General features: G+C 47.0%; 8 protein-coding genes and 2 rRNA genes (1 of these 10 running past the window's edge). 2 read left to right on the forward strand and 8 right to left on the reverse strand.

Annotation, left to right across the window (positions count from 1 at the left end; genetic code table 11):
* Positions 1 to 48: 48 nt before the first annotated feature.
* From NSS94_RS26010 to NSS94_RS26025, 4 genes are all read right to left on the reverse strand, one after another.
* Positions 49 to 1,350, reverse strand: a complete 1,302-nt coding sequence (locus NSS94_RS26010; RefSeq protein WP_341040510.1) for an ABC transporter substrate-binding protein — start codon at positions 1,348 to 1,350, stop codon at positions 49 to 51.
* Between the two features lie 199 nt (positions 1,351 to 1,549).
* Positions 1,550 to 2,428, reverse strand: a complete 879-nt coding sequence (locus NSS94_RS26015) for a response regulator transcription factor (RefSeq protein ID WP_341040511.1) — start codon at positions 2,426 to 2,428, stop codon at positions 1,550 to 1,552.
* Complete coding sequence (locus NSS94_RS26020; RefSeq protein ID WP_341040512.1) at positions 2,400 to 2,663, reverse strand: response regulator; 264 nt, start codon at positions 2,661 to 2,663, stop codon at positions 2,400 to 2,402. Before NSS94_RS26020 ends, NSS94_RS26015 begins: the two co-directional genes overlap by 29 nt.
* Positions 2,656 to 4,464, reverse strand: a complete 1,809-nt coding sequence (locus NSS94_RS26025) for a cache domain-containing sensor histidine kinase (RefSeq protein ID WP_341040513.1) — start codon at positions 4,462 to 4,464, stop codon at positions 2,656 to 2,658. Before NSS94_RS26025 ends, NSS94_RS26020 begins: the two co-directional genes overlap by 8 nt.
* 177 nt (positions 4,465 to 4,641) lie before the next feature.
* On the opposite strand from NSS94_RS26025, the gene NSS94_RS26030 reads away from it, so the two are divergent.
* Both NSS94_RS26030 and NSS94_RS26035 read left to right on the forward strand, forming a co-directional pair.
* On the forward strand, positions 4,642 to 5,628 hold the full coding sequence (locus NSS94_RS26030) for a LacI family DNA-binding transcriptional regulator (protein WP_209950343.1): 987 nt from the start codon (positions 4,642 to 4,644) through the stop codon (positions 5,626 to 5,628).
* Positions 5,629 to 5,712: 84 nt separating this feature from the next.
* On the forward strand, positions 5,713 to 7,989 hold the full coding sequence (locus NSS94_RS26035) for an alpha-galactosidase (protein WP_340885353.1): 2,277 nt from the start codon (positions 5,713 to 5,715) through the stop codon (positions 7,987 to 7,989).
* A 297-nt stretch (positions 7,990 to 8,286) separates the two neighbouring features.
* Here the strand turns inward: NSS94_RS26035 and NSS94_RS26040 are convergent, their stop codons facing one another.
* The 4 genes from NSS94_RS26040 to NSS94_RS26055 form a co-directional block, all read right to left on the reverse strand.
* Positions 8,287 to 9,009 (reverse strand): YjjG family noncanonical pyrimidine nucleotidase, encoded by a 723-nt coding sequence (locus NSS94_RS26040; protein WP_318628374.1) that lies wholly within the window; start codon positions 9,007 to 9,009, stop codon positions 8,287 to 8,289.
* A 272-nt stretch (positions 9,010 to 9,281) separates the two neighbouring features.
* Positions 9,282 to 10,133, reverse strand: a complete 852-nt coding sequence (locus tag NSS94_RS26045) for an alpha/beta fold hydrolase (RefSeq protein WP_340885348.1) — start codon at positions 10,131 to 10,133, stop codon at positions 9,282 to 9,284.
* Positions 10,134 to 10,412: 279 nt separating this feature from the next.
* A 5S ribosomal RNA gene (rrf, locus tag NSS94_RS26050) occupies positions 10,413 to 10,529 on the reverse strand.
* 146 nt (positions 10,530 to 10,675) lie between these two features.
* A 23S ribosomal RNA gene (locus tag NSS94_RS26055) occupies positions 10,676 to 13,522 on the reverse strand (it continues 82 nt past the right edge of the window).

The raw sequence follows: 13,522 nt of genomic DNA on the forward strand, positions 1-13,522 counted from the left end.
CATCCCCTAGCGACTTATGCCGCCAAGGGCAGCCGAGTTCCTGAATTCTCAGTTTTCTTTATCCAATGTGCTATTCAGATTGTTCACAAAATCGTTTTCAGAAAAGTTGTCTACCATCAAATTCTGAGTATTGTCATTAATAGTGTTCTGAATTTTTGTACTACTCAGAAGTTGAGCATATTCCTGCGCATTTGGCAGCAACTCTTTGACAACTCGCTGCATCATTGCTGGAACATTGGAGGCGATTGGCTTATCCACTTTCTGCGAAACAATTGGGCTTCCAAGTTGAGTGTATCTGTATTCGGCTGACTTTGTGGCAAGGAACGCCGCTACCTTTACGGCTGTTTCCTTATTTTTGCTACTTGATGATACTGCGTAGCCCTGCGGAGAACCTGAGCCGTCAATGAAATATTTGGATTTCTCGTAGGTTGCTTCATCCTTTGCAGGCCAGTACATCCAGTCGACCTGGTCGCCCAGCTTTTCCTGTGAGCTGTAAATTTCCCATTGTCCATTCACGAACATGGCAGCTTTGCCCTGATAAAACAGGGACGAAGCCTGATCATAATTGGTGTTCGTCGCGTTTGCATCGAATAATCCGGCTGCTTGCAGTTGCTTCATCTGCTGTGCCGCTGTTACGAATGCTTCCGGCAATGCTTTTACACCCTTCTCATCAAGTGCTCCGAACCCACGCGGCTGCTCCCTTGTAACCAGCCCATTATAGAAAGCGGTCGTAATCCATTTTTCTTTGGCAAAGATTGACATAGGTACGTAACCAGCAGCTTTCAACTTTTTCGCTGCATCGGCCATCTGGTCAATCGTCTTAAGCGGTGTTTTAATTCCTACCTTCTCGAAAATCGACTTGTTGTAATAGATCATTTGGAATTCAATGCCGGTTTCGGGATAAGCATATACATGATTGTCTGGAGCTACCAAACGCGATTCAACACCCGGATTAAGATTCTTCTTGAATTCGGCCGTTGTGTCATAGTTGTCCAGCACCTCAACATTTTTCGATTTTGCGAAAGTTTGCAGGACAGCCCAATCCGCTAAATAGACATCCGGCATATTGCCCGTTGCCGCATAGGTTTTAAGCTTCTGTCCTCCGTCCTGTACGGCAGGATCCAGTTCAATTTCTACGTTTGGCATCTTCTTTTTAAGCTCTTCCACCGCATAATCGAACGGCTTTATGGTATCGTCATCAAAATGTTGTGCATACACCTTTAATTTGATCGTACCGTCCCCTGCCTCGCTCTTGGAAGAGGTCGAGTTATCTTCCCCACAAGCAATCAATCCAATCGACATAGTGAGCACTAGCAAAGCTGCACTCCAACTTTTGTAAGTTTTTTTCATTTGCTTAATCCCCCTCATGCAGTGTGTTTTATGTTTGCGCTTTCATTTGCATGACTACAGTATACTGCCGCTTCTATTCTTGATTAAGGAATAAAACGGGCATAACCAGTAAAAAACGGGACAAATAGAGCAGCGGTTCTCCGTATATAGGAAAACCGCCAGGCTTAAATCGAAGTTGTCCTGCCTCGCAGGACAGGCGCTACCTTTTTTTGAGTTGCTCATATTCAGTGGGTGTCATGCCAAAGCGTTTCTTGAAGCATTTGCCAAAATAATTGGGGTCACTGTATCCTACACTTTCAGCGATTTCTGACAGCTTCCGATTTCCTTTCAGCAAAAGCTCCTTAGCCTTCTTCATTCGGATGTGTGTAATATGATCCACTATGGAAAAGCCAGACTCCTTGCGAAATACGCGGCGCAGGTAGCTGGGATCGACGAATACTCCGCACGAAACCTGCTCAGCAGACAGCTCTGAGTCTGCATAATGTTCCTCAATATAGTTGATCGCCGCCACAAATAAATTGGAAGCCTTCGTAGGACGCATATTCTCCATCAGTTGGATCAGCTTGCGGTATAGAGCGAGCATCCAACCTTCAGCAGCCTCCCAGGAATCTAACTCTCGCAGCCGTTCGTAAGGAGAATTGTCTCCTCCATTTTCCCATAGCCGGTCATAAGGAATGCCTCGTTCACTGGCAAAGGAAAGGGCTAAAGATACGATTCCCATAAGCATCGCATCTGCGTATTCGTCTCCCCATTTATATTTACTAAGCTGACGGATTGCCTTACGGACCTCCTCTAGCGTTTCACTGTCTTTCATTCGGAGGTCAAGCACAACCGCATCGCGTAGATGGCCCAAATCAGGCATACCTGCTCTGCTATGCAACACTTCGCCGCCCTGTCCCCTTAACTCTGCACTTTCGCTCTCCTGTGGAAGCACCGGTAGCTTCGGCTTAATGCGTTCCAACATCGTGAGCATTTCTTCTGCATTGAACGGCTTCAACAAATAATCCTGTACTCCGGTTCGAACCGCCTTCTGTAGGTATTCAAATTCGTTATTCGTTATGTCCAGATATGAATACAATAACGATGCGTTCGAACTTGACTTTCAATCTCTTGGCTAATTCAATTCCGTCAATGAAGGGCATATTGATATCTACGAGGGCGAGATGTGGCTGATGCCGCTCGGCTTCCTGAAGTGCTTCCTGTCCGTTCCTTGCTTCGCAGCAAACCCGAAAACCATGAATTTCCCAATCTATCTTCATACGCAGAAAGTCTCGGAACAGCGGTTCATCATCGACAATCATCACTTTATACATTTTGGTGTTCACTCCCCTTTGGCAGCATCGGCAGCGACAGGTCAACAGTTGTTCCCTTCGTGAGCACACTTTGCACGGATATCCCATACTCCTCGCCAAAATACAGGCTCAGCCGCTGCTGAACGCTGTAGGTGCCGATTGATCGTATTCCTTCTTCCGGCAAATGTCTGGACATAATGGTCTGAACCTGTATTTTGTTCATCCCCACGCCGTTGTCCTCCACTCTAACGACCACCTTATCGCCCTGTCTAAAGGCAAAAATGCGGATAAAACCTTTTGTTCCTTTCTTCTTAAGGCCATGGTAAATCGAATTCTCGACAAGCGGCTGAAGCGAGAGCTTCGGGATCGGTGTACCTTCAAACTCGGGAGGAATATCCACTTCATAGCGAAACACATCGGGATAACGGATTTGCAGAATCGTCAGGTAATCATCAGTAATCTGAGCTTCCTTTTCTAAAGTGATTAGTTCCCGTCCCTTGTTCAGCACCATTCGATAAAAATCTGCCAGCGCTTTTGTAGTATCTCTAGCCTCCTCATTACGATCTAACTCATTGAGTGCATAAATGGTATCTAAAGTGTTGTACAGAAAATGCGGTTTAATTTGGGCGCTTATCAGTGCAAGCTCATATTCACGCTTACGGTTCTGTTCCTGCCTTACCTCATCCAGCAGCTCCCGAACCCGTCTTACCATAAAGTTAAACGCCTCTGCAATGGTACCGATTTCATCTTCAGTACGGACTGTTGCAACAGGTTGCAAATCACCAGTTACTACTTTTCGCATGGCCTTAGTCAATTGTTCGAGAGGACTAACGACCATTCTGGACAGAAAGCTAGCACCCAGCCAGGAAAAAACAAGGCATAACACACCGATTAATAGCGACAATCTAACATTTTGCCGGACATCAGCTGTAAGCAGGCTAAGAGAAACAATATTGACCAACTTCCATTCCATTCGGTTATAATCAGTGACCGTTATCAGGTTGCCCTCATACTCGAATGAGCACGTTCCATGGGATGCATTAGGGGCACAACGTTGGATGGCCTCACCCAGCTGTGGATTCACCGGATTCATCAGCATCTCATTGTCTTCTGCCACAGCCACGCGCATTTCGTTATCTAAAAAATAATAAGATTTGGGTGCATCTGGATCGCTGGAACGAAAGTAATCGGACAAACCTTCTTCCTTCACTAACAGAAAAAGCGTTCCATAGGGTTCGCCGGTGTCTATATTAATGACCGTCTTCCCCAGTGTCAAAACGGGAGAGCTCGGATCTGGAGTTAGGAAATCCCTCTTCTCCATATCAAACCAGAGGGCCTGTCCATAACTTTCAGATTCCCTTACCCGCTTAAGCATGCTATAGATCTTGCGATCATCCCCGCTTTCGGTATAAGAGGCGAAAATCTTCCCTTCGTTATCAATGAAGACAGCGGCATCCACCTCACGAAAGATTGACAAATCAATGGATAGGCGGCTCTGCATCAAGTTTCCAAACTGAATAGGCTCCATGGCAGTATCAGGTTTGGCACCGTATGAATCATACATCCGGTTAATATTCGTGACCATAATATTGGCCGCCGTCTCCACACTCCTGAATATGTAATCGGTCCTAGACAAGATAAGCTGAGACTCATCGACCACATTGCTGGTAGTTTGGTCTATCAAAGAACGGCTGAAAAGTTGGTTGGACAATAGTCCAAGAATAAGCAGAGAAACAATAATTAGCGGAAGAAATACCGCTATAACCTTGCTTTTAAAGCGAAGTCGACCAAACCACTTACGAGCTAGTGACAGAATATTCACCTAGAACCCCTCCGTCATCAAGAGAATATCCATCATGTTAACACAAACAATCTCTACAGTAGTAGATCAAAAATAAAGTTCAAAAAATTCAACCGTCCATCTTGAAAGTACTTTAGAGATGTGTTAGGATAAAGTCGATTTTTAGTAAAATTATTAACTAAAAAGGTGTGAGCTCTTTTGGCAACCATTAAAGACATTGCCCGCGAAGCGGGTGTGTCTGCCGCAACCGTTTCAAGGGTTTTAAATAACGATCTGTCACTGTCCGTAAGCTCAGACACCAAAAACAGAATTTTTTTGGTTGCCGAGCAACTCGGGTATAAGCCTACCCGGCTGAGGCAATTAAAGCAGAATACGGAACGGGCCGGGAAAACGGTCTCCCTCCTGCTGTGGTGTTCTATTGAGGAGGAAAGAGACGATCCTTATTACGCCTCGATCCGCCGTGGAATCGAACTGCGCTGTGAAGAGCTTGGCCTGACGTTGGGACAGACCTTGCGAGGCCGCTCGTCCATCGGCACCTTACAGAAGGCGGATGGTCTGATTGTTGTGGGCGGCGTTGATCCTGAAGAGGTATTCAAGCTTCATCCTGACAAGAACACCATTGTCCTTGTCGACCAGTACCATGAACAGTTAGAGTATGATTCTGTACGACTTCATTTCAGACAAGCTGTTGATCAGGCACTCGGACATCTACTTGAGCTTGGCCATCGACAAATCGGATTTATCGGCGGTAAGAGCGACGGTGAGCGAAGGGCGCATTATTTTGAACGATTCATGCGGGAACAAGGGTTGTACAATCCTCAATTCGTCCGTATAGGTTCCTGGAGTACCGCGGATGGTTATCTCATGATGAACGAACTCCTAGCCCAACAGGAACGACCGACAGCCTGCTTCGTCGCAAGCGATCCGCTCGCTATTGGTGCCCTCCGCGCCCTTCATGGACTTGGAGTCAAGGTACCAGAGGATATGGCTGTTGTTGGCTTCGACGACATTGAGATGGCAGCCTTCGTGCAGCCTCCGCTAACCACTATCCGTGCATATCCCGAACAGATGGGAAAGGCTGCCGTGCAACTGCTCTCTGAACGGTTTGAGGGGCGTGAACCACCTGCGTATAGCGTGATCGGGACTAAGCTTGTCATTCGAGAAAGCTCATGCAAAAAAGGCTAAAATTAGTACTTGAGAGTCTTATTGTCATTGATTAATATCCTTTCGTAAAACAATCAATATGATAACCCCTGAGGAGTGAATATCATGAACATTCATGTTAACGAAGCGCTTGGTTTGTTTCATTTGCAGTCCAAGGATTGCAGCTATATTATCCAGCTAGTAGAAGGATATCCCGCACATGTCTATTGGGGAGCTCAACTTCATCATGACCAAAGTCTCGCAAGTATATTGGAACTTAGGGAGCGTTGCTCCTTCTCTCCCACTCCCGTTTCTTCCAGTCGTATAATTTCTTTGGACACGCTTCCTCAGGAATACCCCCAGTATGGAACAAGCGACTTTCGTCAACCGGCTTACCAGGTTGCACTTGCGGACGGAACTCGAACTACTGAGCTAAAATATAGTGGTTACCGTATTGAACCGGGTAAACCCAAGCTCGAGGGACTTCCTTCCGTCTATGCCGAATCGGATGATGAAGCCACAACCCTCTATTTGATCCTTGAGGATCAATACTCGGGGCTTAAGACTACACTGCTCTATACTGTATTTGCGAACCACAGTGCCATTGCTAGATCTACTCTTTTTGAACAAAAGGGAAGCGCTACCATGAATATTGAACACGCCATGAGCGCCTCTGTCGACTTCGCCGATTCCAACTACCAAGCCCTCTACTTACCTGGAGCCTGGGTTCGGGAAAGACATATCCAACGCCGCGACCTCGGACCTGGCTCCATTCGGCTCGAGAGTAGACGGGGCTCCAGCAGTCACCAAATGAATCCCTTTCTGGCACTGCTTCGGCCTGATGTGACTGAAGATCGTGGGGATGTGTACGGTTTCAGTCTAATCTACAGCAGCAACTTCGTCGCACAGGCAGAAGTAGAGCAGTTCAGTCAGACTCGTGTAAGTATCGGAATCAATCCCTTTGACTTCTCCTGGCGGCTTGAGCCGGGTCAGTCATTCCAGACTCCTGAAGCCGTATTGGTCTTTTCCGAAAAAGGTCTTGGGGGCATGTCACGCACCTATCACCGACTCTATCGCACACGTCTGTGCCGAGGGGCTTACCGTGACAAAGAACGTCCGATTCTCGTGAACAATTGGGAAGCCACATATTTCGACTTCGACGCCGATAAAATCGAGGCGATTGCCAAAGAAGCGGGGCCTCTTGGAATTGAGCTGTTTGTTCTTGATGACGGTTGGTTTGGTAAGCGAGACAACGACAACAGTTCGCTTGGGGACTGGTTCGAAGACCGCCACAAGTTGCCCGGCGGTCTTACTGACCTGGCCAAACGGGTTAATGAACAAGGATTACAGTTTGGTTTGTGGGTTGAGCCGGAAATGGTATCACCTGATAGTGAACTGTACCGCAACCATCCCGACTGGTGCCTGCATGCGGAAGGTCGGCGGCGGACGGAAGGCCGATCCCAACTGGTGCTCGATCTCTCCCGCAAGGAAGTATGCGACTACTTGTACGAGACGCTTAGCTCCGTATTTTCGATCGCTCCAATCACTTATGTCAAGTGGGACATGAACCGTAACATGACGGAGATTGCTTCGGCTACAGCCCCTAGCGAACGACAAAAGGAAACTGCGCACCGTTATATGCTCGGACTTTACGATCTGTTGGAACGTCTGACCTCCCAGTTCCCGGACATCTTGTTCGAAAGCTGTTCTGGAGGCGGTGGGCGATTTGATCCCGGAATGCTCTACTATATGCCGCAGACATGGACCAGTGATGATACCGATGCCATTGAAAGATTGGCTATCCAGTATGGAACAAGCATCGTGTACCCGGCCAGTACCATGGGCGCACATGTATCGAACGTGCCGAACCACCAGGTGGGACGAAACACCTCCCTCGCCATACGCGGCGACGTGGCAATGAGCGGGAATTTTGGCTACGAACTCGACCTTACTGCATTTACGAATGAAGAAAAAGAACTCGCTGCCAAACAAATTGCCCAGTATAAAGAAATCCGTTCCCTTGTACAGCAGGGAGATATGTATCGACTGCTTAGTCCGTTTGAAGGCCGAGGCGACACGGCCTGGATGTTTGTTAGCGAGGACCAATCCGAAGCGTTTGTCGCTTACTTCCGCGTACTTGCTGAACCAAATGGGCCCATCCGGCGACTAACTCTAAAAGGACTTGACCCAGATAAAAAGTATATAATCGAACACGGGGCGACAGGCAGCACTGCAGTCCATACGGGTAATACCTTAGTGGAAGATGGCGGTTCTCCCTTCCGCGTAGCATTTGATGGCGAAATTTTTGGAGGCGACCGCCTAATGAAAATTGGGCTTGTTGTCTCGGATCTCTCTGGAGACTTCACCAGCTCTACTTTCCGCCTTAAAGCTATTTCCTGCTAATTGTGAATCTGGCCAGTGACGATAAAAAAATCAAAACAAGGCAGACCGATTTTCCGGCCTGCCTTGTTTAATCACTTTGGTGCCCGTGTTGCTAACCGTGACTCTCCATGTCACTTACCAAATACGCTCGCTTAGTCTCAATTTCGTCCTCTATATCTTCCAGCATATGACCAATGCCTTCTTAAGTGAACGTGTCTGTAATCACAACTCTAAACAATTCATTCAACTTTTCGGTGTCTTTAACTTCCGTCTTCTGATTTCGACATTATTCATCCTGATTTCCAATTTCTCATTCATCTAGATTTCCGCCGATGTACGATTCAGGATGGGACGCTTTGAAAGCACACGATTCGATAACTCCATCAGGCTTTTTATTTCATAAGTAGGTTGAATGCCAGACGCGTTTGTTTTCCCAGCAGGGTTGAACCAACAGGTATCCATTCCGTATTTGTTGCCTCCTTGAATATCGGAGGTCAAAGAATCACCAACCATGAGAACCTTACTCTTATCTGAAATGTCTAGCTTAGTAAATGCGTAATCGAAAATACCAGCTTGTGGCTTTTGGCAACCCACTTCCTCTGAAATAATTATCTGTTCAAATACATCACGCAGCGGTGAAAGCTGAATTCTGGAGGTTTGCACCTCTTTGATTCCATTCGTAATGATCGCCAAGCGACAATCAGACAGCATATCACATAATTCAACCGCTCCGTCCATTAAAAAAGCACCTTCACCCAAATAACGTAAATATGCAGCACTAAAAGCATCTGGATTAAAGTCTAGATCATGAAAAGTAAATAATCGCTTAAACCGCTCCACACGCAGTTGCACTGAGGTAATATGTCCTTCCTCTGCCTCTCGCCACAATACGCTGTTGATTTCATCATAACTAGCTTTATACTCCGTGGCCCCTTGTGGCAAGCCAAATTGGGTAAACGTATTATGTAGCGCATAACTCTCTGCCTTTTTAAAATCAAACAGCGTGTCATCGACATCAAATAAAATAATTTCGTATTTCATAACAGCCTCCATATCATTGCTTCACGACTATTGTTCAGTTCCATGAGTCTTAGATTGTTCCTGATAGTAGTACAACGAAAAACTAACAATACATTATTACCTTTCGGTTATTATACAGAACCTAGTTAAACCGTCAAGTCACTAATAACAAAGTCATAGTATTTTGTCATCGGAGCAAAAGGTAAATAACGCTCAATAAGAATGCCCGTAAAATGAAGGTGATTCTCATTTTACGGGCTTCTGAGCATCTAAGAGATGATTTAGCAAAAATCCTAGTGATCTTCATTAATCCATTTAGCTAATGTTTGATCAAAACAATGAGGTTCTTCAAACATTGGGTTATGCCCACTATATTCAAAAATCACTTTTTTCACGTTCTCGTAGGTGTCATCGACCCTATCCCATAAAGAAACTGGCGCAACTAAAAAATCATACCTTCCCAAACCAATATATACAGGTTTATGGATATCCGCCAAGGATTGTATTAAATTCATGTTACCGAAAGCTTCTCCCCATAAATAATCAATGATAGGCATATTCGTGTATACATCCTTCCACATATAAGCCGCATCGTAAGCATAATCATAAAAGGTTTGGGCTCCCATTCGTATACACATGTGAACAAATCTTCTATCTGGGTCTCTTTTGATATCTTCCTCTAATAAAACAATGTCCTTTTCAAAACGTTCCTTTCTTTCTGGGCTGGCCGTTTCATAAAAGAATGAAGAGCTTTGCCGCTGTCTTTCTTGGCTGTTCGTAGGTGCTGAATTTAATAGCACCACTTTTTGAACATAATCCGGGTATTGTTTAGCATATTCCAAAGCCATAAAGGCATGCCCGGAATGTCCTAATATGATAAATTCATTTAGATGAAGGCATTGTCTTGCTGTTTCTATATCATTAATAACTTTATCCAAAGTATAGTCTTCTGGTTTTAAAGCTCGAGTCGGTTTTGCAAATCCTCGATGATCCAGAAAAATAAACTGAAACTTTTTATATAAATGGTCTGAAAATAAACGAGGATAATATACACTACTGCCGATCACCAATATCGGCCTTCCGTTACCTCTTATAGCATATTTCAGCTCAAATCCATCACTAATAACTGTTTGATAAGTGCTCATTTATAATCACCTTTTCTTTTTTCAAATCACTCCCTTTCCTTTGTGTAATTCCCTTGTATTCTCCATAGAACGTTCCAACACTTCAACTCACCTCAGAAAGTACATTTATTTTTATGAGAAAAGTTTAACATGTTTTTTTCAAAAACAAAACGGGTTTACTTTTGTCTTACTTGTCTTGACTTATGGCATTCATACAGGATTTTTGACAAACACATCTTTTTGGAAACAAAAAAACCGCGATAATCGCGGTTTTTTATATAGAGGTCATACTTTTATCGTGCTTGGCGACGTCCTACTCTCCCAGGACCCTGCGGTCCAAGTACCATCGGCGCTGGAGGGCTTAACGGTCGTGTTCGGGATGGGTACGTGTGGAACCCCTCCGCTATCGCCACCAAACATGAATTTGCTACGCAAATTCTTTTTCAGGAATCAACATCGCCAAATGCTGTGTGCTTGCTTGTTCCATATAAGCCACTTAAGCTTATACAATACAAAGCTTACACCCTGAAAACTGGATCCGAAACTCATTTACGTTTTATCTTTAGGATAAGCCCTCGACCGATTAGTATTGGTCAGCTCCATGCATTACTGCACTTCCACCCCCAACCTATCTACCTCGTCGTCTTCAAGGGGTCTTACATACTGGGAAATCTCATCTTGAGGGGGGCTTCACGCTTAGATGCTTTCAGCGCTTATCCCTTCCGTACATAGCTACCCAGCGGTGCTCCTGGCGGAACAACTGGTACACCAGCGGTACGTCCATCCCGGTCCTCTCGTACTAAGGACAGCTCCTCTCAAATTTCCTACGCCCACGACAGATAGGGACCGAACTGTCTCACGACGTTCTGAACCCAGCTCGCGTACCGCTTTAATGGGCGAACAGCCCAACCCTTGGGACCTACTTCAGCCCCAGGATGCGATGAGCCGACATCGAGGTGCCAAACCTCCCCGTCGATGTGGACTCTTGGGGGAGATAAGCCTGTTATCCCCAGGGTAGCTTTTATCCGTTGAGCGATGGCCCTTCCATGCGGTACCACCGGATCACTAAGCCCGACTTTCGTCCCTGCTCGACTTGTAGGTCTCGCAGTCAAGCTCCCTTCTGCCTTTGCACTCTTCGAATGATTTCCAACCATTCTGAGGGAACCTTGGGGCGCCTCCGTTACTCTTTAGGAGGCGACCGCCCCAGTCAAACTGCCCACCTGACACTGTCCTCGCACCGGTTCACGGTACCAAGTTAGAACCTAGATACGATCAGGGTGGTATCCCAAGGATGCCTCCCCTCAAGCTGGCGCTCAAAGTTCGACGGCTCCCACCTATCCTGTACAGATCGTACCCAAATTCAATATCAAGCTGCAGTAAAGCTCCATGGGGTCTTTCCGTCTTGTCGCGGGTAACCTGCATCTTCACAGGTATTAAAATTTCACCGGATCTCTCGTTGAGACAGCGCCCAAGTCGTTACGCCATTCGTGCGGGTCAGAATTTACCTGACAAGGAATTTCGCTACCTTAGGACCGTTATAGTTACGGCCGCCGTTTACTGGGGCTTCGGTTCATAGCTTCGCTCTTGCGAGCTTACCACTCCCCTTAACCTTCCAGCACCGGGCAGGCGTCAGCCCGTATACTTCGCCTTGCGGCTTCGCACAGACCTGTGTTTTTGCTAAACAGTCGCTTGGGCCTTTTCACTGCGGCCCCCTCGGGCTATTCACCCTACCGAGGCACCCCTTCTCCCGAAGTTACGGGGTCATTTTGCCGAGTTCCTTAACGAGAGTTCTTCCGCGCGCCTTAGAATTCTCTTCTCGCCTACCTGTGTCGGTTTGCGGTACGGGCACCTTCTCCTGGCTAGAGGCTTTTCTTGGCAGTCTGAGATCATGACCTTCGCTACTATAATTTTCGCTCCCCATCACAGCCCAGCCTTAATGATGTGCGGATTTGCCTACACATCAGCCTCACTGCTTAGACGGACATCCATCCGTCCGCGTCACTACCCTACTGCGTCACCCCATTGCTCATAACGGATTACGGTGGTACAGGAATTTCGACCTGTTGTCCTTCGACTACGCCTATCGGCCTCGCCTTAGGTCCCGACTTACCCTGAGCGGACGAACCTTCCTCAGGAACCCTTAGGCTTTCGGCGGATCTGATTCTCACAGATCTTTTCGTTACTCATACCGGCATTCTCACTTGAATGCAGTCCAGCGCTCCTTACGGTACACCTTCAACCCGCATTCAACGCTCCCCTACCCCTGATGCAAGCATCAAGCCATAGCTTCGGTGGTGTGTTTAGCCCCGTTACATTTTCGGCGCAGAGTCACTCGACCAGTGAGCTATTACGCACTCTTTCAATGGTGGCTGCTTCTAAGCCAACATCCTGGTTGTCTGTGCAACTCCACATCCTTTCCCACTTAACACACACTTGGGGACCTTAGCTGATGGTCTGGGCTGTTTCCCTTTCGACAATGGATCTTAGCACTCACTGTCTGACTCCCGGAACTAAATCTATGGCATTCGGAGTTTGACTGAGCTTGGTAACCCTTGCGGGCCCCGCACCCAATCAGTGCTCTACCTCCACGATTCTGTTTTCCGAGGCTAGCCCTAAAGCTATTTCGGGGAGAACCAGCTATCTCCGGGTTCGATTGGAATTTCTCCGCTACCCCCACCTCATCCCCGCATTTTTCAACATGCGTGGGTTCGGGCCTCCAGTGCGTGTTACCGCACCTTCACCCTGGACAGGGGTAGATCACCCGGTTTCGGGTCTACGTCCACGTACTCAAGTCGCCCTATTCAGACTCGCTTTCGCTGCGGCTTCAGCTCTTCACCTTAACCTTGCACGGGAACGTAACTCGCCGGTTCATTCTACAAAAGGCACGCCATCACCCATAGATCGGGCTCTGACTTCTTGTAAGCACACGGTTTCAGGATCTATTTCACTCCCCTTCCGGGGTGCTTTTCACCTTTCCCTCACGGTACTGCTTCACTATCGGTCGCCAGGGAGTATTTAGCCTTGGCAGATGGTCCTGCCGGATTCATACGGGGTTTCACGTGCCCCGCACTACTCGGGATCCGTCTCGGAGGGAACAAGTTTTGAACTACAGGGCTTTTACCTTCTCTGGCGGGCCTTTCCAGACCTCTTCATCTAACCGGTTCCTTTGTAACTCCATGTGAGACGTCCCACAACCCCAAGGAGCAAGCTCCTTGGTTTGGGCTAATCCGCGTTCGCTCGCCGCTACTGACGGAATCACTATTGTTTTCTCTTCCTCAGGGTACTTAGATGTTTCAGTTCCCCTGGTCTGCCTCTATTCTGCCTATGTATTCAGCAGAAAGTGACTGTCGATGAAGACAGCCGGGTTTCCCCATTCGGACATCCCCGGATCAAAGCTTGCTTACAGCTCC

This window comes from Paenibacillus sp. FSL L8-0644 (assembly GCF_038008165.1).
Taxonomy (GTDB): Bacteria; Bacillota; Bacilli; order Paenibacillales; family Paenibacillaceae; genus Paenibacillus; species Paenibacillus polymyxa_D.

Excerpts from the sequence above, each read along its gene's own strand:
- NSS94_RS26010 (WP_341040510.1), bottom strand. The coding sequence starts at position 1,350 with ATGAAAAAAACTTACAAAAGTTGGAGTGCAGCTTTGCTAGTGCTCACT.
- NSS94_RS26020 (WP_341040512.1), bottom strand. The coding sequence starts at position 2,663 with ATGTATAAAGTGATGATTGTCGATGATGAACCGCTGTTCCGAGACTTT.
- NSS94_RS26035 (WP_340885353.1), top strand. The coding sequence starts at position 5,713 with ATGAACATTCATGTTAACGAAGCGCTTGGTTTGTTTCATTTGCAGTCC.
- NSS94_RS26040 (WP_318628374.1), bottom strand. The coding sequence starts at position 9,009 with ATGAAATACGAAATTATTTTATTTGATGTCGATGACACGCTGTTTGAT.
- NSS94_RS26045 (WP_340885348.1), bottom strand. The coding sequence starts at position 10,133 with ATGAGCACTTATCAAACAGTTATTAGTGATGGATTTGAGCTGAAATAT.